Source organism: Rahnella sp. EDr1-12, assembly GCF_049206505.1.
GTDB classification, from domain to species: Bacteria; Pseudomonadota; Gammaproteobacteria; order Enterobacterales; family Enterobacteriaceae; genus Rahnella; species Rahnella rivi.
Window position 1 is genome coordinate 294,358 of the sequence record NZ_JBLZNY010000001.1, and the last position, 23,547, is coordinate 317,904.

General features: G+C 52.3%; 17 protein-coding genes, 2 tRNA genes and 2 pseudogenes. 14 read left to right on the forward strand and 7 right to left on the reverse strand.

What is annotated here, in order from left to right; translation table 11 throughout:
- The first annotated feature begins 119 nt into the window (after positions 1-119).
- The 4 genes from ACO0U8_RS01205 (at position 120) to ACO0U8_RS01220 (ending at position 3,793) form a co-directional block, all read left to right on the forward strand.
- Positions 120-779 (forward strand): epoxyqueuosine reductase QueH, encoded by a 660-nt coding sequence (locus ACO0U8_RS01205; RefSeq protein ID WP_056780504.1) that lies wholly within the window; start codon positions 120-122, stop codon positions 777-779.
- Positions 780-1,130: 351 nt separating this feature from the next.
- Positions 1,131-1,820 (forward strand): DUF969 domain-containing protein, encoded by a 690-nt coding sequence (locus ACO0U8_RS01210; RefSeq protein WP_056780508.1) that lies wholly within the window; start codon positions 1,131-1,133, stop codon positions 1,818-1,820.
- A complete protein-coding gene (locus ACO0U8_RS01215) occupies positions 1,820-2,767 on the forward strand; it encodes a DUF979 domain-containing protein (protein ID WP_421670661.1) in 948 nt (315 codons plus the stop codon). Before ACO0U8_RS01210 ends, ACO0U8_RS01215 begins: the two co-directional genes overlap by 1 nt.
- 12 nt (positions 2,768-2,779) lie before the next feature.
- Complete coding sequence (locus ACO0U8_RS01220; RefSeq protein WP_421670124.1) at positions 2,780-3,793, forward strand: DUF2891 domain-containing protein; 1,014 nt, start codon at positions 2,780-2,782, stop codon at positions 3,791-3,793.
- Between the two features lie 21 nt (positions 3,794-3,814).
- Here the strand turns inward: ACO0U8_RS01220 and lpxA are convergent, their stop codons facing one another.
- Positions 3,815-4,603 carry an acyl-ACP--UDP-N-acetylglucosamine O-acyltransferase gene (lpxA, locus tag ACO0U8_RS01225; RefSeq protein ID WP_056780517.1) on the reverse strand — a complete coding sequence of 263 codons (789 nt, stop codon included), beginning with the start codon at positions 4,601-4,603 and terminating at the stop codon, positions 3,815-3,817.
- Between the two features lie 382 nt (positions 4,604-4,985).
- On the opposite strand from lpxA, the gene ACO0U8_RS01230 reads away from it, so the two are divergent.
- The gene (locus ACO0U8_RS01230; RefSeq protein ID WP_421670125.1) at positions 4,986-6,614 is read left to right on the forward strand and encodes a phosphoethanolamine transferase; all 1,629 of its coding nucleotides are present in this window, start codon (positions 4,986-4,988) and stop codon (positions 6,612-6,614) included.
- A gap of 24 nt (positions 6,615-6,638) precedes the next feature.
- Here ACO0U8_RS01230 and ACO0U8_RS01235 read toward each other — a convergent pair whose 3' ends face one another.
- The gene (locus ACO0U8_RS01235; RefSeq protein ID WP_421670126.1) at positions 6,639-7,535 is read right to left on the reverse strand and encodes a LysR family transcriptional regulator; all 897 of its coding nucleotides are present in this window, start codon (positions 7,533-7,535) and stop codon (positions 6,639-6,641) included.
- Positions 7,536-7,695: 160 nt separating this feature from the next.
- Here ACO0U8_RS01235 and ACO0U8_RS01240 point away from each other — a divergent pair, with 160 nt between their 5' ends.
- Entirely contained in the window at positions 7,696-8,202 is a 507-nt protein-coding gene (locus tag ACO0U8_RS01240; RefSeq protein ID WP_122095459.1) for a phenolic acid decarboxylase, read from the forward strand.
- A gap of 86 nt (positions 8,203-8,288) precedes the next feature.
- Here the strand turns inward: ACO0U8_RS01240 and ACO0U8_RS01245 are convergent, their stop codons facing one another.
- Positions 8,289-9,302: an alpha/beta fold hydrolase gene (locus ACO0U8_RS01245; protein ID WP_421670127.1), complete on the reverse strand. Its 1,014-nt coding sequence runs from the start codon at positions 9,300-9,302 to the stop codon at positions 8,289-8,291.
- Positions 9,303-9,528: 226 nt separating this feature from the next.
- On the opposite strand from ACO0U8_RS01245, the gene ACO0U8_RS01250 reads away from it, so the two are divergent.
- The 3 genes from ACO0U8_RS01250 (at position 9,529) to ACO0U8_RS01260 (ending at position 12,231) form a co-directional block, all read left to right on the forward strand.
- Complete coding sequence (locus tag ACO0U8_RS01250) at positions 9,529-11,064, forward strand: EAL domain-containing protein (RefSeq protein WP_260307176.1); 1,536 nt, start codon at positions 9,529-9,531, stop codon at positions 11,062-11,064.
- A 171-nt stretch (positions 11,065-11,235) separates the two neighbouring features.
- Positions 11,236-12,012 carry a DgsA anti-repressor MtfA gene (gene mtfA, locus ACO0U8_RS01255; protein ID WP_056780536.1) on the forward strand — a complete coding sequence of 259 codons (777 nt, stop codon included), beginning with the start codon at positions 11,236-11,238 and terminating at the stop codon, positions 12,010-12,012.
- 143 nt (positions 12,013-12,155) lie between these two features.
- A tRNA-Asn gene (locus ACO0U8_RS01260) sits at positions 12,156-12,231 on the forward strand.
- 713 nt (positions 12,232-12,944) lie between these two features.
- On the opposite strand, the gene ACO0U8_RS01265 is transcribed toward ACO0U8_RS01260, so the two are convergent.
- Positions 12,945-13,727, reverse strand: a complete 783-nt coding sequence (locus ACO0U8_RS01265) for an SDR family NAD(P)-dependent oxidoreductase (RefSeq protein WP_421670128.1) — start codon at positions 13,725-13,727, stop codon at positions 12,945-12,947.
- Between the two features lie 157 nt (positions 13,728-13,884).
- Between ACO0U8_RS01265 and ACO0U8_RS01270 the strand changes: the two genes are divergently transcribed.
- The 3 genes from ACO0U8_RS01270 (at position 13,885) to ACO0U8_RS01280 (ending at position 16,819) form a co-directional block, all read left to right on the forward strand.
- Complete coding sequence (locus tag ACO0U8_RS01270) at positions 13,885-14,445, forward strand: TetR/AcrR family transcriptional regulator (RefSeq protein WP_421670129.1); 561 nt, start codon at positions 13,885-13,887, stop codon at positions 14,443-14,445.
- Between the two features lie 331 nt (positions 14,446-14,776).
- On the forward strand, positions 14,777-15,760 hold the full coding sequence (locus ACO0U8_RS01275; protein WP_421670130.1) for a DUF1852 domain-containing protein: 984 nt from the start codon (positions 14,777-14,779) through the stop codon (positions 15,758-15,760).
- Between the two features lie 27 nt (positions 15,761-15,787).
- Positions 15,788-16,819 (forward strand): methionine synthase, encoded by a 1,032-nt coding sequence (locus ACO0U8_RS01280; RefSeq protein WP_122095463.1) that lies wholly within the window; start codon positions 15,788-15,790, stop codon positions 16,817-16,819.
- Positions 16,820-17,063: 244 nt separating this feature from the next.
- Here the strand turns inward: ACO0U8_RS01280 and katG are convergent, their stop codons facing one another.
- Together katG and ACO0U8_RS01290 are read right to left on the reverse strand one after the other, a co-directional pair.
- Positions 17,064-19,274, reverse strand: coding sequence for a catalase/peroxidase HPI (gene katG, locus ACO0U8_RS01285; RefSeq protein WP_421670131.1), 2,211 nt, complete (start codon positions 19,272-19,274; stop codon positions 17,064-17,066).
- 261 nt (positions 19,275-19,535) lie between these two features.
- Entirely contained in the window at positions 19,536-20,561 is a 1,026-nt protein-coding gene (locus tag ACO0U8_RS01290) for an LLM class flavin-dependent oxidoreductase (RefSeq protein WP_421670132.1), read from the reverse strand.
- A 265-nt stretch (positions 20,562-20,826) separates the two neighbouring features.
- Here ACO0U8_RS01290 and ACO0U8_RS01295 point away from each other — a divergent pair.
- Positions 20,827-20,902, forward strand: a tRNA-Asn gene (locus ACO0U8_RS01295).
- A 161-nt stretch (positions 20,903-21,063) separates the two neighbouring features.
- A pseudogene (locus tag ACO0U8_RS01300) lies at positions 21,064-22,315 on the forward strand (tyrosine-type recombinase/integrase).
- A 215-nt stretch (positions 22,316-22,530) separates the two neighbouring features.
- On the opposite strand, the pseudogene ACO0U8_RS01305 reads toward ACO0U8_RS01300, so the two are convergent.
- Positions 22,531-23,410: pseudogene (locus ACO0U8_RS01305) on the reverse strand (IS5 family transposase).
- Between the last annotated feature and the right edge of the window lie 137 nt (positions 23,411-23,547).

Genomic DNA, 23,547 nt, shown 5'->3' on the forward strand with positions numbered 1-23,547 from the left:
CCTGTAACGCCATGATGTGTGTTCAGAAACAGTTAAGAAAATTTTGACACGACAGCGAGGTCTTCTATCATCCCCCTCAGAACAATCGTTAAAGTTATTCTGAAATAAAGGTGAACAGGATGTCTGAATTAATTCGTGAGAAACTTTCCCTGCCTGAAGGGCATGACCGTCTTTTATTGCACTCCTGCTGTGCGCCCTGTTCGGGAGAAGTGATGGAGGCTATTCAGGCGTCCGGCATCGACTACACGATATTCTTCTACAATCCGAATATTCATCCGCAGAAAGAATATTTGCTGCGCAAAGAAGAAAATATACGTTTTGCCGAACAACACGGCATCCCGTTAATTGACGCCGATTACGACACCGATAATTGGTTTGAACGCGCCAGAGGAATGGAAAATGAACCTGAGCGTGGGATCCGCTGCACCATGTGTTTCGATATGCGTTTTGAACGCACGGCACTCTATGCCTGGGAACATGGTTTCAGTGCTATTTCCAGTTCACTGGGCATTTCGCGCTGGAAAGATATGCAGCAAATTAATGGCTGCGGCGATCGCGCTGCCGCGCCTTATCCAGGAATGGTCTACTGGGACTACAACTGGCGCAAGAAAGGCGGCGCAGCGCGCATGGTGGAGATCAGCAAACGCGAACGCTTTTATCAGCAGGAATATTGCGGTTGCGTCTATTCGCTGCGCGACAGTAATTTGCACCGTAAATCCCAGGGCCGTGATCTGATCAAACTTGGGGTGAAATATTACGGGGATGAGGACGACGAATAATCTGCCACACCGCGTATTGATACGCCTTTATCATTAATCCCGGCCCTGTGTCGGGTTAATTATGCTGATAATTCCCGCTGATAACCTTCTGATCCCCTGCGTATAAAGCATCTGCCAGTTCACTATTTTGTTCGATAACAAAGTTTCAAACAGCCAGACTCATTTCCTATGATGGCCGCCGGTTTGCATCTTGCGTTCCGTTAAATCGCTTGTTACTTTCCGCCTCTCAGTTTTATTTATGCGTAATCGCTATAAGAAATAACCCACGGTTATTTCGCGTGTATTGCGCAGGCAGACTGGCACGTAAAACAAAAAACACAACATCGTATTTATCGTTACAGGGGAAGTTATATGTGGGTGCTAATAGGTATTCCGATCGTCGTGCTGGGTTTTGCACTGCGGTTTAATCCGTTACTGGTCGTGACCATCGCCGGGATCTCTACCGGACTGGCCGGCGGCATGCAAACCGTGGAAATCATCAGCGCTTTCGGAAAGGCGTTTACCGATAACCGCTATATGGGCCTTATCTGGCTGACCTTGCCGGTGATTGCGCTGCTTGAGCGTAACGGGCTGAAAGAGCAGGCGAAACACCTGATTTCCAAAATTCATGTGGCGACCACTGGCCGCATCCTGATGCTCTATTTCTTCCTGCGCCAGATGACGGCAGCGTTGGGGCTGAACTCGCTGGGCGGACACGCGCAGATGGTTCGTCCGCTGATCGCACCGATGGCCGAAGCCGCCGCCACCACCAAATACGGTGATTTACCTAACGACGTGCGTCAGAAAATCCGTGCCCATTCTGCTGCGGCAGATAACGTGGCGGTCTTTTTCGGCGAGGACATTTTTATCGCCGTGCAATCGATTCTGCTGATCAAAGGTTTTCTCGATCAGTACGGAATCGACGTCGAACCCCTGCACCTGTCTGTCTGGGCGATCCCGACCGCGATTGCCGCACTGATTATTCACTTTATCCGTTTGTGGCTGCTTGACCGCTCGCTGGCTAAACGTTTTGACGGCCACCACGGGAGCACCGCAAAATGATCAACCTACAGTCAGTTTATATTCTCGCGGGCCTGATGTTCTGCGCCTTCGCGCTCTTCAATCTGCGCGACAAAAGTAATGCACGTCGCTATGTGAATGCGCTGTTCTGGGGCGTTTACGGTATCACTTTTCTGTTTGGCGGCGAGTTGCCGCACTTTGTCACCGGCTGTCTGGCGATTCTGCTGGCGGTGATTGCCGGCAGCGGCAAACTGGGTAAAGGCAAAACGGATAACGACCAGCCTGAACGCGTGGAACAGCGTGAAGCCGGTGCCCGACGTTTTGGCAGCAAACTGTTTATTCCTGCCCTGCTGATCCCGATTGTGACGCTGATCGGCACCCTGACGCTGAAATACACCCCGCTGGTGGAAGCCAAAAACGTCACACTGATTTCTCTGGTGATCGGCACGCTGGTGGCTTTTGTCGCCGCGCTGGTGATGTTGCGCGATTCGCCACTCAAAGCCATAAAAGCCGGCGGGCAGACGATGGACACCGTGGGCTGGGCGGCTATTTTGCCGCAGATGCTGGCGGCGCTGGGCGCGTTGTTTGCGATGGCAGGCGTCGGCGGCGTGGTGGCCGACCTGGTGAAAAATATTATCCCTCTGGGTTCACCGCTGGCGATTGTGGTGGCCTACACCTTCGGGATGGCACTGTTTACCATGATCATGGGCAACGGTTTTGCCGCTTTCCCGGTGATGACGGCGGGCATCGGTCTGCCGCTTATCGTCAATCAGCTCGGCGGCAATCCGGCCATCATGGGCGCCATCGGTATGCTGTGCGGTTTCTGCGGAACACTGATGACGCCGATGGCGGCAAACTTCAACATCGTTCCCGCCGCCTTGCTTGAATTGCAGGATAAAAATGGCGTGATCAAGGCACAGTGGAAAACCGGCGTGCTGCTGTTGCTGGTCAACACCGCCTTTATGTATTTCTTTGTGTTCCGCTTCTGATAAGGAAAGACGATGACCACAACGCAGATGACGCCAGCGATGGCGTCCCGTTTTGCCTCACTTGCGCTCAATCATTTAACGCGTGAGTTTCCCAATAAACTGATGCATGCGATGAGCAGCGCGCAGGACGCCCGCACCCCGCGCCAGCTTCACCCGATTTTTTATGGCAGCTACGACTGGCACTCCTGCGTTCACGGCTACTGGCTGTTGCTGCGCTTGCTGAACACTTACCCTGAACTGCCGGAAGCAGAGAAAATCATATCCGTGGTCGGGCAGCATTTCACTGCACAAAACGTCGCGGGCGAAATGGCTTATCTGCAACAGCCACAACATGCCGGGTTTGAACGTCCTTATGGCTGGGCATGGTTTCTGGCGCTGACGCAGCAGCTGCAGGAAATGGCGTTGCCGCAGGCCGCTGAATGGGCAAAAAATCTGGCGCCGATGGCCCGCTTTTTCGAAGAGAGTTTTACGGCGTTTCTGCCGAAAGCGACCTATCCGCTGCGCGTCGGCAGCCATTTCAATACGGCCTTCGCGCTGGCTCTGACGCTGGACTATGCCCGAAGCGTGAAGCATGGCCCGCTGTGCGCGTTAATTGAAGAAACGGCGCGGCGCTGGCATCAGGATGATGTGCATTGTCAGGCATGGGAACCGGGTGGTGATGAATTTTTGTCGCCATCGCTGATGGAAGCGGAGCTGATGCGCCGCGTACTGCCGGGGGAGGAATTTATTCTCTGGTTCGACCGTTTTCTGCCGGAACTGGCGCAACGTCAACCCGCCACGCTGTTCACGCCCGCCACGGTCACGGATCGCAGTGACGGCAAGATCGGGCATCTGGACGGTCTGAACCTCAGCCGCGCCTGGTGCCAGCGATCTCTCGCGTCGGCGTTACCGGCAGGCGACGCGCGCACAGCCCTTTTACGCCACACGGCGGAAGAGCATTTGCACAGCGCACTGGATAATCTCGACAGCGATTACATGGGCGAACACTGGCTGGCTACCTTTGCCCTGCTGGCGCTGGAAGCCTGACCGGCCTTTATATCCCGCCGGTTAGCGGATAATTCCGCGCGTCGAGCGGGTAAAGAAATCATTGAACTGGCACAGTATCGGGTGCTCCGCGCTGAGCCGTTCAATCTCAAGCTTCACCACGTCTGCCGCCACCTGCTGATGATATAAAAGATCGTACAGATGGCGGATCACCTTCCGCTCAACGGCATTCGCGCGGGTAAACGCCAGCGCGCGTTCGTTGATGCCGCGCGGAACTGCGCGGTTACCACTCGCCACAACAAACGGCGGAACGTCCTGCACCACGCAGGTGTTGTCCAGCAGCAGCGAACCGGTGCCGACGATGCAAAACTGATGCACCGCACACAGTGCGCCGAGTTGCGAATAATCCCCCAGCGTGACGTGACCGGCCAGCCCGCTGTGATCGCCCATTGACGTGTGATTGCCCACCTGACAGTCGTGCCCGATGTGCACACCCGCCTGAAAAATATTCTGATCGCCAATGCGCGTGACACCGCCGCCCTGCTCTGTGCCCCGATGCAGCGTCGAGTGACGGCCAATCTCGTTGCCGTCGCCGATGTCGAGGCTCGCCGCTTCGCCGTTGTATTTCAAATCCTGGCTGACTTCGCCGATGGACGATCCCATCCCGATTCGGTTCTCACGACCGATAGACGTATCGCCGTTAATGACGACATGTGAGGCAATGACTGACCCTTCGCCTATCCGCACACCCGTGGAGATAAAACAGAAAGGGCCGACAACAACGTGCGGGCCGATAACAACACCCGGTTCGATGATACTGCTGGCCGCAATTGTGGCCGAAGATGAAATCAACGCATAAATCCTTCTGACAATCGCTCCGCATGCAGGGCCGGACGCAAAATCGTCAGTGTTAAATTAAACCTGGGAGGATTAATCAGCGGGAAGATCAAAATGAGTCGGAAGTCGCACTCAGAAAGGTATAAACAGGCTGATGGCTTTTTGCGCAATTTCCCTGCTATGCCGCCCAGCATAAGGGTTACGGGGGCTAAACCCTGCCAACTATATTTTATTTATTTTCTGAACCTTTCTGAAAAATGTGAGCTGTGAACCCTTTGTGACACTTCTATTAAGGCTTTCTTAAGCTAGCAATATTATGATTCACGACAATTCATTTATGTGCGTTATGGTTTCAGTCCGTTAACGCCTGCATCCTTCAGTTTTTTGGGAGTTTTCATTGCGCCATTTATTTCCGAAGATCAGCTACTTCTGGCTGACTTTGCTGCTCAGCTTATATTTTACGTTTATCGTTAACCTGCCAATCTTGTTACACTTTTACCGCATTCTTCATGCGCTGCCTGCCTACAGCCTGGCGTTCGCACTGACCATCCCCGTGGCACTTTTCTTTGCGCTGAACTTTGTGTTCACGCCGTTCAGCTTCCGCCCGTTACTTAAACCTTTCTTCATCATCATACTGCCGGTGAGCGCCCTCGCCAGTTTTGCCATGATGACCTATCAGGTGGTGTTTGACCGGGGGATGATCGAAAACATTCTGGAGACGCAGTCTGCCGAAGCGTCTTCGTATCTGAATCTGCAAGTGGTGCTGTGGTTTGTCTTTACCGGCGTAATACCGGCGATTGTGCTGTTCTTCACGCCCGTCAGCTATGATCAGACGCGTTTACGTCGTCTGGGCGTGCGTCTGGTGTCGATGTTGGTGTCACTGGCGATCGTTGCCTCCATCGCCGGGGTGTTCTACAAAGATTACGCCTCCGTTGGCCGTAACAACCGCACCCTGAATCTGGAAATCGTGCCGACCAATTACCTCTACAGCGCCTTCCAGTACATGAATCACCGTTACTTCACGCCAAAAATGCCGTTTCAAACCCTCGGAAACGACGCCAGACTGGTGCAGACACCTGGCGAGAAACCCAACCTGGTGTTTCTGGTGATCGGCGAAACCGCCCGTGCGCAGAATCAGTCTTTTAACGGGTATGCGAAACCGACCAATGAATACACTCAGGCCATGCCCGATGTGATCTTCTTTGCGCACATGACCTCCTGCGGTACGGCCACGGCAATTTCGGTGCCCTGCATGTTCTCGGACATGAAACGTACCCGCTATGACGCCAACCGGGCGCGCAACAGCGAAGGGCTGCTGGATATTCTGCATAAAGCGGGCGTCTCCGTGTTCTGGAAAGACAATGACGAAGGCTGTAAAGGCGTTTGTGACCGCGTGCCTAACGTCACCCTCAATACTCAAAAAGACGGTAAATATTGCGATGGCGACACCTGTTACGACATGGCGCTGCTGCAAAATATCGATGAGGACATCAAACCGGATGGCAGGAATACGCTGATCGGCCTGCATTTGATCGGCAGCCACGGCCCCACCTACTCCAGACGCTATCCGCCGGAATTCCGTAAATTTATGCCAGACTGCCCGCGCAGTGACATTGAAAACTGCACGCAGGAGCAGCTGGTCAATACCTACGACAATACCCTGCACTACACCGACTATGTGGTGTCACAGGTCATTGAAAAGGCGAAGCAATATCAGGATAAGTACAACGTGGCGGTGATTTATCTGTCCGATCACGGCGAATCCCTGGGGGAAAATGGTTTGTACCTGCACGGCACGCCGTACAGCGTCGCGCCCGCCGAGCAGACGCATGTGCCTATGCTGTTCTGGTTATCTGACGGCTATTCCAGAGCGCAGGGTATTGATGTGTCATGCCTGCAAGCCCATGCCACGAAGGACGATGTGTCGCAGGATAATCTGTTCCATACCGTGCTCAGTGCCATGAACGTTCAGACCAGCGCACGGGATCCGCAGCTTGATCTCCTCGCGGCCTGCAAAAAACCCTAATCTGAGCACCTGCTGCCCGGCGTTTCAGGGCAGCAGGCCACACGCCGCCAGAATGCTTTGCGACAGGGCATGCACCGTCTGGTCAAAGTTTTGTGATTCTTTATCCATCACCATATACAACGCCGTTTGCCGCACCGTGCGGGCCGACAGCGTCAGCCTGCTCAGCACACCGCTTTCCAGCGCCGGGCCAACACTTCCCAGCGGCAGCCAGCCGTAACCCACGCCCACTGATATCGCCTCCATCGCCGCTTCCACCGTGGTGAACGTCCAGTTCGCCGCCTGACCGGCTGGGCGGCTGTCGCTTCGCGGCGAGCGACGGTCAGCCACCGTAATTAACGGAAAGCGCGCCAGATCTTCAGCGGAAAGCGGCACCGGCAGTTGTAACAGCGGATGATCGCTTTTCGCCACCGGCACGAAATCCACATCGAGAAGGAACCGGCCGTGTATCGCATTTTCCGGCGCCAGCGTGGTGAGGTACAAATCCGCTGATCGTTCATTTAATTGGCCGGGACTTTCACCCCGCAGGATTTCCGTCAGATGCACCTGGGTATCGGGAAACTGTTGCTGAAAGCGTTTCAACGCTCGGAACAAAAGGTTTTTAGGAAACACGCTGTCCACCACCAGACTCAGCTCCGTGCGCACCCCGCCGCGCAAGCCTGCCGCGCGATGCTCCAGTTGCAGGAAAGAAGAGATCAGCGGCGCCGCCTGCGCCAGTAAGGCTCGCCCTTGTTCGGTGAGCGCGGCTTTGCGCCCGGTAATTTCCAGCAGCGGCAGCCCGAGCCGCTCCTGTAATCCGCTCAACGCATAACTGACCGATGACTGACTGCGGTTCAGCACCGTGGCCGCCTGCGCAAAACTTCCCTGCTCAATCACCGTTTGCAACACAACCCATTGTTCAAGTGTGGTTCTAGGCAGCGCCATATCTGTCTCCTGTGCAGTGAAGTTTGTCACCGCATAATACATCTAATAAACCGATTGTTTTTATCGAAAATCAGCGTTTTTTTATCACATTTATGAGGGGTATGATTCTTTCATCGAAACGAAACACACGTTTCATCCAGAAAACCTAAGGAGATTCACCATGAGTAACTTTGATAAAAATGACCTGAGCGGCTTCGTTGGTAAACATGTGGTTTATACCTACGATAACGGCTGGAACTATGAAATCTATGTGAAAAACGCACAGACGCTGGATTACCGTATTCACAGTGGCCTGGTGGGTAACCGTTGGGTGAAAGACCAGAAAGCTTACATCGTGCGTGTGGCGTCAGAGGTTTACAAAATTTCCTGGACCGAGCCTACCGGTACCGACGTCAGCCTGATTGTGAATCTTGGCGATAACGTGTTCCACGGCACCATCTTCTTCCCGCGCTGGGTCATGAACAATCCGGAAAAAACCGTCTGCTTCCAGAACGATCATATTCCGTTGATGAATGCTTACCGCGATGCCGGTCCGGCCTATCCGACCGAAGTGATTGATGAATTCGCGACCATCACTTTCGTCCGTGACTGCGGCGCGAACAACGACACCGTGATCGACTGCGCAGCCAGCGAGTTACCGGCCAACTTCCCGGACAATCTGCGTTAATCGCCGAAGCAGAATGTCGAAACGCAAAACCATAAAAAACCGCAGCCCTGACGCAGACTGCGGTTTTTTTTATGATGCTTGCGGCCTCAGTTCGCCAGGGTCTTCAGCAGAGCGGTATTAAATTTTTCCGGCTCTTCCATTTGCGGCGCGTGCCCCAATCCTTTGAATTCGATAAGCCGGGCATGGGGGATGAGCTTCACGGCCTGTTTACCGAGCACTTTATAGTTGCCAATTTTGGCTTTCACTGCCGCCGGGGCGATGTCGCTGCCAATGGCCGTGGTATCAGACGTGCCGATCATCAGCGTGGTCGGGACACGTAAATTCTTAAATTCGTAGAACACCGGCTGCGTGAAAATCATGTCGTAAATCAGGGCCGAATTCCATGCCACCAGCTTATGCCCCGGCCCGTTGTTCAGACCGGCAAGCATATCGACCCAGCGGTCATATTCCGGTTTCCATTTGTTTACGTAATACGTTTTCAGCTCGTATTGTTTGATGCTCTCGGCCGACGTTTTCAGCTCGCGGTCATACCATTGATCCACGGTGCGGTATGGCACCCCTTTCGCTTTCCAGTCCTCAAGCCCGATGGGATTGACCAGCACCAGTTTCGACACTTCCGGCGCGAACATCAGGCTGTAACGCGTGGCTAACATTCCGCCGGTAGAGTGCCCGACGATCACCGCTTTGCTGATCTTCAGGCTTTTGAGTAACTCATGCGTGTTGATCGCCAGTTGCTGAAAACTGTACTGATAATGTCCGGGTTTGGTGGAGGAGCAGAACCCCACCTGATCAGGCGCAATCACGCGATAGCCTTTGGCCGCCAGTGCCGAAATCGTCCCGCCCCAGGTGGCGGCGCAGAAATTTTTTCCATGCATCAGCACCACGGTCTGTCCGTTTTTGTGGCCTGCCGGCGACACGTCCAGATAGCCCATCTGCAGCGGCGCACCCTGCGAATTCAGTGAGAACTGTTTGAGCGGAAACGGGTAATCGAACCCCTGTAATTGTGGCCCGTAGCTTGGTGCATCGGCGGCCAGCGCAGCACCGCTGACGGAAAGAGAGATAACAGCAGCGCAGAGAAGTATGGAAAAGCGGGAAGGCATGTGTTCGTCCTGATGTCGTTTTCTGACAGGCGGCGTAAACGCTTATGCTACAAATTTTAGGCCCTCAATAAAACTGAAACCGCACGAACTGACTTTTAAGCATAAACATCGGGTAGGTGGGAGATTGATTTCCCTCATTATTACCCGAGGTTTGCAGCAGATTTCGCTGATTATGCGTTATATTAAGAACAGTAAGCCTTCACAAATTCCTAAGGTGGACACTCCTTTGGCCTTATCCGTACATTGGCTATACCGGCCGCGATTCCGACTCTGTCTGTCGGTACTGGCATTCCTGCTGGTCGCCGCGCTGGGCACGCTGGCGATTTCATGGCAGACCTCACAGGGATTGCGTAAAGATCACGCCGCCAGTCTGGCGCAATCGGTCTACATGGTGGATATGACCCTCGACAATGCCGCCGTCGCCGCCGATACCGTCAACTATCTGATAGGCGCCCCTTGTACCGAGGAGACGATTCAGGCTCTGCGCTGGCAGGTGGCGAAAGTGCCCAATGTGCGCACCGTCAATCTCTATACCGGCGACACCATTTATTGCACCTCTCTGTTTGGTGAGAAGATCGATTTCGTTTCCCAAGGCCACTATGCTGGCGGACAACTGATGCTGATGAGCGGCAATGCCGTAACGCCAAATCATCCGCTGATCGCCTATCGTCACGACGTAAACGGCCAGGGCGTTCTGGTCGGCGTTGACGGCTATTTCCTGCACAACATTCTTCGTTTACTCAGCCAGCAAAAATTTCTCGTTCTGAAGGTCGGCGACCAGTGGATGGATAATCAGGGCAAAATTCATCGTGATCTGGGCTGGCCGAAAGGCGAAAGAATGGCGCTGGCGTCTCAGCGTTACCCTTATGAGATGCGCCTGGTGATCAGCGGCAGCGATCACTGGCGTTACATCTTTGATTACGCCACCGCCAGTCTGGTGCTCTTTCCGCTGGTCGGCTTATTTGTGGCGTTCATGACCTACGGGCTGCTTGGCCGTTTTGGCACGCCGGTCACCGCACTGAAAACGGCGCTGGAGAAAAAACAGTTTATTCCCTGGCTGCAACCGGTGGTGGATGGCACGGATCATAAAATCACCGGCTGCGAAGTGCTTATGCGCTGGCAGCATCCGCATTCCGGGCTGATCCCGCCCTACCAGTTCATTCCGCTTGCCGAAGAAAGCGGATTAATTGTGCCGATGACCCGTTCAATGATGGCGCAGGTGCGCGATCAGTTTGGTCCGATGGCCGCGCAGTTGCCGAAAGGCTTCCATTTCGGGTTTAACATCTGCGCCAGTCACTTTAAAGATCTGACGCTGGTGGAAGACTGCAAAGCGTTCATCGACGCCTTTAAAGAAAACCCTGTGCATCTGGTACTTGAACTTACCGAGCGCGAACTGATCGAACAAACGGACATCACCCACAGTTTGTTCAGCTCGCTGCGCCGGATGGGCGTCCTGATTGCCATGGATGACTTTGGCACCGGTCACTCCAGCCTGGCGTATCTGCAAAATTTCCACATCGATATCCTAAAAATCGACCAGAGCTTCATTGGCCGAATCGGCACCGACGCACTGGCCGGGCACATCGTCGATAACGTCATCGATCTGGCAAAACGTCTGCGCCTGATTATCGTGGCCGAAGGTGTCGAAACACAGGCACAGGTCGATTATCTGACGCCGTATCAGCTCGAATTCCTGCAAGGCTATTTTTTCAGCAAGCCCCTTGCGCCAAATACTTTCATCGAAAAATGGCTTAAAGAATAACGTGAGCTATGTCTTATAAGAGGATCCCGCATTTTGCTTAAAATGAGCGGATGTGTAACATCCTCTCAGAATCTGTGCAGTCCGACGCTAACTTGTTGAAGTTACTTGTTTTGGAGTCACTTCGGCTTAGCTGGCACTGATAAATCAAGTGATCACTTTGCGAGCAAAATGATGATTAAGTGGCCGTGGAAAGCAAATGAGCTGAAAATTGAAAGATCGGACGCGTGGAACGACGCCCTGAACATTCCGCTGTTGTCCTCTCTCAATGACGAAGAGCAACAACGTCTGATACGCATCGCCAGCCAGTTGCTGCAACAAAAACGGCTGGTGCCCTTGCAGGGCATTGTGCTCACCGAACAAATGCAGGCGCGCATCGCTCTGCTGTTTGCACTGCCGGTCATGGAGCTGGGCGCATCCTGGCTCGACGGATTTCATGAGATTCTGCTCTATCCCTCTCCTTTTGTGGTCGATACCCCGTGGCAGGACGAGAACGGCTTGATCCACGCCGGAACGCAAATCCACGCCGGACAAAGCTGGGATCAGGGGCCGATCGTCCTTAACTGGCAGGACATTGAAGACTCCTTCGACAATTCTGGCTTTAATCTGATCATCCACGAAGCCGCGCACAAACTGGATATGCGTAACGGCGGCGAAGTCAGCGGCATTCCGCCCATTCCGCTGCGCGACGTGGTTGCCTGGGAGCATGATTTGCAGGCCGCCATGCAAAATCTGCAGGATGAAATCGACACCGTAGGCGAAGAGGCTGCCAGCATGGACGCCTACGCAGCAACCGACGCCGCCGAGTGTTTCGCCGTACTTTCTGAATATTTCTTTAGTGCGCCAGAATTGCTGTCTGACCGGTTTCCGCTGGTTTACGGCCATTTCACCCGTTTTTATCAGCAAGACCCGCTGGCACGGCAACGTCGCGGACAACGCTGTGATTGTTAATCTGACGGCTGACCCCATATTTTGATGGCGCTGATGATGATTTTCAGCCGTATTGATTAGATGCTGAGCAGTCAGCGGCTATTATTGAATTTTGCGTTGACACCCCGGCGCCCTCTGGATATTATCCGCCCCGTTCAAACGATTCCTCTGTAGTTCAGTCGGTAGAACGGCGGACTGTTAATCCGTATGTCACTGGTTCGAGTCCAGTCAGAGGAGCCATATTAGAAAAGCCCGCTTAAGGAAACTTAAGCGGGCTTTTTGCTTTTCCGCTTTTCTTTCGTTCGGCGAAAATCGGGATGCCGGAGAAACCAAATTCCAGACAATAAAAAACCCCGCTGGTGAGACGGGGTTCTATATTTTTCGCCCTTAACGACAGGTAATCGTGAAGCAGCGACGTGCGACCATACAATCTAACGACGAGATTATAGCTTTCTTCAATACCCGTTGCAAACCCACGGATGCTCATTAATAATACAGGCCGTTAGGTTTGTCGTGCTTCAGGCTTTACCTATTTTAAAGCCCTGACTGCCAGACGGGTGGTGCCGCAAGCAGTGCCCCAGTCTGGAGTGCGACTATACAATCTAACACTTGTACACCCGTACTGACAGGCAATGTAAGGGTAAGGTACTGGTGTTGCGCTCCGCATTATGTGGAGAACGCGGATGAACATGTTGTCAGTGATCATCGTCGTACTGGAGCTGTTTTTAGCCCTTTTACGACTGATTAACCTGGTGAGTTAACTCTCCGGTTAAAACGCATCTAAAGGGGAAGGCCACTTCCCCTTTTAAGTCACTTTAAGATTCATTTCGACGCGCTCACGCTTTCTGGTTAAATCCGCTCCTGATGCCCGTGATAGCCTGTCTGGAACAAAAAACACGCTACTCATCCCTTGTGCCAACCATTTGTTCTCCTGCACAACGCACCTTTTCTAATTAAAGGGATTTATATCGCGCTGCGGGTTCATCTTGTTTGATGTCTGAAATCAGCGTCTGACGCGCACCGTCGAGAGCGTCCCAGTGTGCGGCATTTTGAAGTGGCGGTATGGTCACCTTTTCGCGACGGTCAAAACCGACCAGTGCGGCATCCACTAAATCATCTACCTGCATCATCTTAGGTGACGTTGTCACGTCAATGCCTGCGCGTTCCCAAATTTCCGTATAGGTTCCGGCTGGCAGCACCGCCTGGACGTACACACCACGGGATGACAGTTCCAGATCTAATCCCTGCGATAAGAAAAGCACGTAGGCTTTAGTGGCGCCATACACCGACATCATAAATTCCGGAGCCAGACCGACGACGGAACTGATATTGACAATTGCGCCCTCTCCCGCCTGCACAAAACGCGGCGTCGCGGCGTTGGCCAACCGCGTCAGAGCTGTGATGTTCAGCGCAATCAGCCGTTCAATAGACTCTGACGTCTGCTCCGCAAAACCGCCGGACTGCGCAATGCCCGCGTTATTGATCAGAATGCCAATTTGCGCGTCGTCGCGCAGACGGGTTTCGACAGCCGCCAGTGCATCCGGTTGGGTCAGATCAGCGGGCAGAATATCGACAGCCACGCCGTGTTCCTGCCGCAGACGTGCGGCCAGGGTGTCGAGTTTTGCCTTGTCGCGGGCGACCAGAACAAGGTTGTGCCCCCGGCGGGCGAAACGCTCTGCGTAAACAGCGCCGATGCCTGTCGAAGCGCCAGTAATGAGGACTGATGATTTGGTCATGAGTTGATCTTCTTTATTGGTGAGTAAACAAAATCCGCCAGTGCGCGGCCAAAGTACAGACTTAATGATGGTGATCGTAATCTAAAAAGTCAATCGGTTTGATTACGGTTATCATCAATGTATACTTGAGGCATGAATTTTCGTGAGGTGTGCAAAAATGAAAGTGTCAAAAGAGCAGGTTCGTGAAAACCGGAAACACATTGTTGAAACGGCTTCGGTGTTGTTTCGCGAACGGGGCTATGACGGTGTAGGCGTCGCGGAACTGATGTCAGCGGCAGGTTTCACTCATGGCGGCTTCTATAAACACTTTGCCTCCAAGGCGGATTTGATGTCGGAGGCGATGAGCTGCGGTTTTATGCGATCGGCAGAAAGTACCCAGGGGGTCAGCCGTGAGCAATTTGTGGAGAATTACCTCTCCCGGGAGCACCGTGATTCCATGGGCAAGGGTTGCGTCATGTCGGCGCTGGGGGCAGATACCGCCCGTCAGCCCGCGCCAATCAAAGCCGCATTTGCGCAAGGCATTGAAACGCAGTTGGCACTGTTAGCCAGTGAACGTGGCCCGCACAGCGCATCGCGCGCTGACCTTATCGACAGCATGGCCCACCTTGTTGGCGCTCTGGTGCTCTCCCGCGCCTGCCCCGATGATTCGGCACTGTCTGATGAGATCCTCGAGGTGTGCCGCGCGCGCCTTCTCAATAAGGCCGTCAGCGAGGAGTGAGTTTTCCGCCCCTGCTTTGCGCACGTGGCTGGGCCGAAATGAGTGCTGGAAAGCCCGCAAGGAGAAATCTGGGCGGGCTTTCTTATGTCCGGGAGGCGTGAAGAACTGTCATGAGAAGCTGAACATCTGTCCCCTGATCATGAAAATCGTTCATGTTCAGTGAAATTAAATCACTTTTCCTTAGTCAGCGAGTCAGGCATAAATTATACACGGTTATTAACTATAGAAAATTTTGAGGCTGCTGAAGGTAAATCTGAAAATAAATTGAGAAGCCCTGAAAAGCAAACAATCAAAACAGGTTTCATATCAGATGTCGGGATATCAGATAACAATGAATAAAAATATTACCTTTGCTATTAAGAGCATTCGTTTCGACGAAGATTATAACCCCTCGGAAAATACGCGTATTACCACCAACTTTGCTAATCTGGCAAGGGGTGAGAAACGCCAGGATAACCTGCGTAACACCTTAGTGATGATCGATAACCGCTTCAACTCTCTGGCCCACTGGGATAACCCGAAGAGCGATCGCTATTCTGTTGAACTTGATATCATTACTGTTCAGTTGACTATTTCCGGCGAAGACAGCTCAGACTCCTTCCCGGTGATTGAAATACTGAAAACAAATATCGTGGATAAACACACCAACCAGCGTATTGAAGGTATTTTAGGGAATAATTTCTCCTCCTATGTGAGGGATTATGATTTTAGCGTTTTATTGCCGGCGCACAATAAAACCCAATCCGCATTCAGTCTTCCTGAGAAATTTGGAGAACTGCATGGGGATATATTTAAATGCTTCGTCAACTCAGACACCTATAAAGATAACTTCAATAAGAAACCGGTGATATGCCTGAGTGTCTCCAGTAAAAACACTTATTATCGCACCGGCGTGAAACATCCGGTATTGGGTATCGAATATCAGCAGGATGAACTTTCTCTGACGGATGAATATTTCGCAAAAATGGGATTACGTGCGCGATATTTCATGCCTGAAAACAGCGTGGCACCTTTAGCCTTCTATTTTACCGGCGACTTACTCAGTGATTACACAAATCTTGAGCTGATCAGCACCATCAGCACGATGGAGACTTTCCAAAAGATTTACCGCCCTGAGATTTACAATGCTAATTCTGCGGCCGGAATACAGTATCAGCCAAGCCTGAATTACCAGGATTATTCTTTAACCCGCATTGTTTACGATCGGGAAGAACGTAGCCAGCTGGCTGTCGAGCAAGGGAAGTTTACTGAAGAGAACTTCATTAAACCCTATCAATCCGTTCTTGAACAATGGTCTGCGCAAACCGTTCTTTGATTATAAAAAAATATAAGGTCACCTGTTATGAAAAAATTATTACCGACATCGACTGCCGGCAGTTTACCTAAGCCTTCCTGGCTGGCACAACCTGAGGTGCTTTGGTCCCCGTGGAAATTGCAGGATCAGGAATTAATTGACGGCAAACAGGATGCCCTGCGTTTGTGTCTGGAAGATCAGCAACAGGCGGGTATTGATATTGTCAGCGACGGCGAGCAAACCCGTCAGCATTTTGTCACGACGTTTATTGAGAACCTCAGCGGCGTTGATTTCGAAAAACGCGAAACGGTTAAAATTCGTAATCGCTATGAAGCAAGCGTGCCGACGGTTGTTGGGCCGGTAAGCCGCCAGAGATCGGTTTTTGTCGAAGATGCTAAGTTTTTACGTCAGCAAACCACACGACCAATTAAATGGGCTCTGCCAGGGCCGATGACCATGATCGATACGCTGTATGATAATCACTATAAAAGTCGCGAAAAACTTGCCTGGGAATTCGCTAAAATTCTCAATGAAGAAGCCAAAGAATTAGAAGCTGTGGGCGTCGATATTATTCAGTTCGATGAGCCCGCGTTTAATGTCTTCTTTGATGAAGTGAATGACTGGGGTATTGCCACTTTAGAAAGAGCTATCGAAGGGCTTAAATGTGAAACGGCTGTCCACATTTGCTACGGTTATGGCATTAAAGCCAATACAGACTGGAAAAAAACGCTGGGCACCGAATGGCGACAATATGAAGAGATTTTTCCAAAGCTGCAAAAATCTAATATCGATATTATTTCACTGGAATGTCAGAACTCCCATGTACCCATTGAGCTGCTGGAACTTATTCGCGGTAAAAAGGTAATGGTGGGAGCCATTGATGTGGCAACCAATAATATCGAAACACCGGAAGAAGTCGCCGCCACCCTTCGCAAAGCGTTGCAGTTTGTAGACGCTGACAAGCTCTATCCTTGCACTAACTGCGGCATGATCCCCCTGCCTCGCAGCGTGGCAAGAGGCAAGCTGGATGCCTTAAGTGCAGGCGCTGAAATCGTCCGCAAAGAGCTTCTGGCGAAATAATTTCGCCCCCCGTCTGATGTTTGAAGTGAGCCTGTAGGATGGTGCGATCCCTATTCAGGCTCACTTCACCACCGCAACGCCATTTCCGGAAAAATCCAATACTGCTTCTGTCGGCGCTGGAGGCAACGGAGGAAACGGCGGCTCCCCTCTCTGACAGCATAATCTCCCTGTTAAAAAGCCCGCTCAGTTATCCCTGAGCGGGCTTTAAGGGTGATAACTACCCTTTACGATCCTGCCTTTACGTTTAAAGTTCGAACCGGTCCAGGTTCATCACTTTTGTCCAGGCAGCGACAAAGTCTTTCACAAACTTCTCTTTAGCATCAGCGCTGGCATAAACCTCGGCATTTGCACGTAATACGGCATTCGAACCAAACACCAGATCGGCACGGGAGGCAGTGAATTTACCCTCTCCGCTGACGCGATCGCGGCCTTCGAAACGTTCACCCGTTCCGTCGGTGGCTTTCCATTCGGTGCGCATGTCGAGCAAATTGACGAAGAAATCCGTGTTAAGTTCGCCGGTTTTTTGCGAGAAAACCCCCAGCTGACTGCCGTCATAGTTTGCCCCCAGCGCGCGTAATCCGCCGACGAGCACCGTTAATTCAGGCACGGTCAGCGTCAGTTGCTGGGCCTTGTCGATCAACAGATTTTCGGTCGAGGCATTGGCCGAACTGCCACGGTAGTTACGAAAACCATCGGCTTTAGGTTTCAGCAATTCGAAGGACTCAATGTCCGTTTGATCCTGACGGGCATCCACACGACCGGCGGTGAATGGCACCTCGATATCAACGCCAGCCGCTTTCGCTGCCTGCTCAACACCGACCACACCCGCCAGTACAATCACATCCGCCAGTGACGCCGTGCGGGAGGACTGCTGGATGGATTCCAGAGTGGGCAGTACGCGCGCCGCCGTGGCATTCACCTCCCACCCTCTTTGTGGCTGAAGCGCCAGGCGGGCACCGTTCGCGCCCCCGCGTTTGTCGCCGCCACGGAAAGTCGAAGCCGAAGCCCAGGCGACCGACGTGAGTTCACTGACGGTAAGACCGGAAGCCGCAATTTTTTCCTTCAGCTGCGCAATCTCAGCAACGGTCGGGTGATACACAGGGACCGGCAACGGATCCTGCCAAATGAGGTCTTCTTTTGGCACTTCCGGCCCGATATAGCGCGCTTTTGGCCCCATATCACGGTGAGTCAGTTTGTACCACGCCCTGGCAAAAGCTTCGTTAAAGGCCTGCGGGTCGCCGTGGAAACGACGTGAAATTTTTTCAAACTCAGGATCAAAGCGCAGCGTCAGATCGGTGACCAGCATGGTCGGTTTGCGTTTTTTTGACGTGTCGAACGGATCAGGAATGATGTCCGGTGCATCGGCGGCTTCAAACTGAATAGCCCCCGCCGGGCTGCGGGTTTGCACCCACTCATATTTGAAGAGGTTTTCGAAGAAGTAGTTGCTCCACTGCGTCGGGGTTTGCGACCAGATCACTTCCAGACCGGAGGTGATGGCATCTGCGCCCGCGCCGGTTCCGTGGCTGCTTGCCCAGCCGAGGCCCTGAGATTCAATCGGTGCGGTTTCGGGATCAACACCCACGTGGGTGGCAGAAGCGGCGCCATGCGTTTTACCGAGCGTATGACCACCGGCGATGAGCGCGACGATTTCCTCGTCGTTCATCCCCATATTGCCGAAGGTGGCACGGATGGCCGGAGCGGCAGAAGCCGGATCACCACTGTGATTCGGACCTTCCGGGTTCACGTAAATCAGCCCCATTTCCGTTGCGCCCAGCGGAGATTTTGCCAGTTCTTCAGGATGGCGGTGTTCAAGCCAGGTGGTTTCGTCACCCCAGTTCACGTCCAGATCCGGTTCCCAGACGTCTTCGCGACCGGCACCAAAACCAAAGGTGCGGAAACCGGAGTTTTCCAGCGCAACGTTACCCGCCAGAATATAGAGATCTGCCCAGGAAATTTTCTGACCGTATTTTTGCTTCACCGGCCACAACAGGCGGCGCGCTTTATCGAGGCTGACGTTATCCGGCCAGGAGTTGAGAGGAGAAAAGCGTTGCTGACCGCGTCCTGATCCGCCGCGTCCATCGACGGAGCGATACGTCCCGGCGCTGTGCCACGCCATACGGATGAACAGGCCAATGTAGCTGCCCCAGTCGGCGGGCCACCAGGCCTGTGATTCGGTGAGCAGCCCTTTGATATCGGACTTGAGTGCAGAGTAATCTAACTTAGCGAATTCTTTACGATAATCAAACGTCTCGCCCAGCGGGTTGGAACGAGTCGAGTGCTGATTTAGCAGGTCGACCCTGAGCTGATTGGGCCACCAGTCACGGTTGGATGTGCCACCGCCGGACGATTTATTGGTATTACCTTCATGGAAGGGGCATTTACCGGCGGATGCTTCTCTTTCTGCTTCAACAATGGGCTTTGCGTCTTTTGCTTCTTCATCAATGGAATTGCTCATGCTCACACTCCTGTTTTTGTAGTCTCATTGCTACTCTATACGCGGATTGAAACCAGTCACATCTGAATCACCCTATGTATTTGATAGATCTTGCCTTCAGAATTTTGTACAGTGCCTGCGGGTTTTTTCATCAAAATAATGCCATCACTGATTATAGAATAACCCCTTAATGACAGCGGCTTATCTGCCCGCGTCGCAAAAAGAAAAAAGCCCGTCAGGGTTTCCCCCGACGGGCTTTCGTTTCGTCATGTTGCTTAGCGACTACTCACGCCATCCCATTTCGGGAGCAACATGTTTAAGGATCGACTCAATCACATGCACGTTATACTCAACGCCCAGCTGATTCGGCACGGTCAGTAACAAGGTGTCGGCTTCGGCGATGGCTTCATCCTGTTTCAGCTGTTTGATCAACATTTCCGGGCTGGCTGCATAGCTGCGACCGAAAATCGCACGGGTTTTCTCATCGAGGAAACCCACTTTATCGCCATCGTTACTGCTGCCGCCAAAGTACATGCGATCGCGGTCATCCATCAGGGCAAAAATGCTGCGGCTGACCGAGACACGCGGTGCCCGCTCATGCCCGGCTTCCTTCCAGGCCGCACGATAGGCGCGGATTTGCTGCGCCTGCTGAATATGGAACGGCTCGCCGGTTTCATCATCTTTCAGCGTTGAGCTTTGCAGATTCATGCCCAGCTTCGCGGCCCAGACGGCGGTCGCATTCGAGCCAGCGCCCCACCAGATGCGCTCGCGCAGCCCTTCAGAATAAGGCTCAGTGCGCAGCAAACCTGGCGGATTTGGAAACATCGGTTGCGGATTGGGTTTCGCAAAACCTTCACCGCGCAGCGCATCCAGCAGCTTTTCAGTATGACGGCGCGCCATATCGGCTTCCGTTTCGCCCTCTTCCGGCTGATAACCAAAATAGCGCCAGCCGTCGATCACTTGCTCCGGCGAACCCCGGCTGATACCGAGCTGCAAACGCCCCCCGGAAATCAAATCAGCGGCGCTGGCGCTTTCGGCCATATACAGCGGATTCTCGTAACGCATATCGATAACACCGGTACCAATCTCGATCTTGCGGGTTTTGGCGCCAATGGCCGCCAGCAACGGGAATGGCGAGGCCAGCTGACGGGCAAAGTGATGCACGCGGAAATAAGCGCCGTCGGCTCCCAGTTCTTCAGCCGCCACCGCCAGATCGATAGATTCTAATAATGCATCTGCTGCCGAACGGGTGCCCGACTGCGGAGATGGCGTCCAGTGACCAAATGATAAAAATCCAATCTTTTTCATCGCGTATTCATCCTCATAGTGCGTAAAACGCTGCGCCGGACCCGACTTGCGGATAACAGCACACTGATGGGATTACTTTACGCGACTCAGGATGAGAATAAATGTCATTTATTTAACATAAGGATTCAGTTTATTTGATGAACTGCGGGAAAGATTTACTGTTTTTTGACCCATCTGCACAAATTGTCTCCCATCAGAACGTCGCAGCAAAAAAACCTTTGATCCCGCCCCTGTCACTCGTTATCATGCGCCCCGTTCACACGATTCCTCTGTAGTTCAGTCGGTAGAACGGCGGACTGTTAATCCGTATGTCACTGGTTCGAGTCCAGTCAGAGGAGCCAAATTCTTGTTTTCATGCCGTTTTGCGAATCCTTATGTGATTCCGATTCAATGAGTTAGCGTGAAAAGTCTTCCCGATGCATTTTCAGTTTTCCCTCCGCATCGGGAGAATTTGGTGGTCAGATTTGGGGTCAAGTTGGTTCGATGACGGAGTGACCCCCAAATGTCTCTTAACGACTCAAAAATCCGCAACTTAAAATCATCCGCTAAACCCTTCAAAGTTTCCGATTCTCATGGTCTATATCTGCTGGTTAATCCAGGCGGTTCACGTCTCTGGTATCTCAAATATCGTATCAATAGAAAAGAATCTCGCCTTGGCTTAGGCGCCTACCCTGACGTGTCATTGGCTGATGCTCGTCAACAGCGTGACGGCATCCGTAAATTGCTGGCGCAGAATATAAATCCAGCACAACAGCGCTCTGCTGAAAGAGCCACTACCTCGCCAGGAAAAACTTTCAAGTATGTGGCACTGGACTGGCATAAAAGCAACCGAACATGGTCAGAGAACCACGCCTCCCGTCTGCTTGCCAGCATGAACAATCATATATTCCCTGTGATTGGACACTTGCCGGTAGCTGAACTGAAACCTCGTCACTTTATCGACCTGCTGAAAGGCATTGAGCAAAAAGGTCTGCTGGAAGTCGCAGCACGTACCCGGCAGCATATGTGCAACATCATGCGTCATGCCATACATCAGGATTTGATAAAGAACAATCCGGCAGCAAATCTGGAGGGTATTATTGCCCCGCCCGTTAAACGTCACTACCCCGCCCTTCCGCTGGAACGACTACCGGAACTGTTGGCTCGCATTGAGGACTACCAGCAAGGACGAGAGTTAACCCGCCTGGCCGTATTACTCACCCTTCACCTATTCATCCGTTCCAGCGAGCTGCGTTTCGCCTGTTGGTCTGAGATCGATTTCAAAAATAGAATCTGGACCATTCCTGCCACTCGCGAGGCCATCCCCGGTGTCCGCTACTCTGAGCGTGGTGCAAAAATGCGCACTCCACATATCGTTCCACTCTCCCGTCAGTCCATCGCTATTCTGAAACAGATACGGGAAATATCCGGGCATCGCGTGCTGATATTCCCCGGTGACCATAATCCGTATAAGCCAATGTGTGAAAACACCGTCAACAAGGCGTTGCGCCTGATGAGATATGACACAAAAAATGAAATCTGCGGCCACGGATTTCGGACAATGGCCTGTAGTGCCCTCATGGAGTCTGGGCTGTGGCCGCAAGCGTCAGATGAGTCATCAGGAGCGTAATAGCGTACGGGCAGCATACATCCACAAGGCGTAACATCTGGAAGCCCGCAAGACGATGATGCAGTGGTGGTCAGATTATCTGAACAGATGCAGAGAGGAATTCGTGCCATCCTATATTTTGGGCCATCAGCAGTCCAAAGTCTGAACTTCGGTACATACCGATTGATAACCTTGAAAAAGCGCTCAGCTAATGGGTCCCGTTTAAGACTAAATACATCGCATATATAGTAAAACAACGTCAGCTTGATACAGATCTTGGTTTTTAGTCACAAAATAGAGCTGAATATTGAATTTGGTCCCTCACAAGGCTTTATTGAATAAATCGAGTTTAGATAAAACTGCCCCATATCAATCATTATCTTAGGCAATCCGCACACTTTTTGGCATCCCTGCACGCGCCATTTTTGTTTAAGGCACGGATCATGGCCATAGCCTCACCAACCTGCGCATCGAAGTCATGCATCGTTAGATACCCACCGAACGTCGGTTATAAGCCGTGTTCCATTTCCAGTAAGCATTACTCCCCGTGAGCCTCTGCCTCGCCACCTCCTGATTTCTGTCCCCATACTCCACCGGCCAGTAACCCGCCTGATCTAGCGGAGGGATAAGCGCCTTGATTTTCTTACGCCGCATCTCGTCATGGCAAAGTTTTGTGCCATAAGTGCCATCGGCAGAAACGACCTTAACTTTCCGGTGGGTCTGACGAATAACTCCCGGGAATGCCTCTGCGTCAACATTATTCAGGGACAGGTCAGCGCAGATAACCTCATGAGTACCGGCGTCCACCGCCAGGTGAAGTTTCCGCAAGACGCGGTGCTTTTCCTGACCGTGTTTTTTCACCTTCCACTCCCTTTCACCGAAGACTTCTAATCCGGTGGAGTCGATAACCAGATGGGCAATTTCGCCGCTCGCGGGGTTTTAAACGGGATGTTGACGGACTTAGCCCGCCTGCTGACGCAGGAGTAATCCTGGCGCCGGAGCGGGAGTTCATCAGGGTAAAAATGAAGTCAATAAATCCCTGCGCGACGCGCAGCGTGAGGCGAAAAACTTGTTTGATCATCAGTACGGTAGAAATAGCGAGCACAGAATAACGTTGAGGAAGACCACGTGAAGACGTATTGGGATCGTTATGCCAGGCCTGAATGGCCGACTCATCAAGCCAGAATGTCAGTGAGCCCCGATGGATGAGCGCCTTGTTGTAGGTAGCCCACTTGGTGATTTTGAACTTTTGTTTTGCCACGTGATATCGCTGCAGGATCAGGAGTGTGGTGATCTGATCCTGACAACGGCTAAAAGTTCGATTTATTCAACAAAGACCATTTAATCCTGTGTATCTTGATTATTTGCTGATTTAATACGACTGTTAACAGGTTGAAT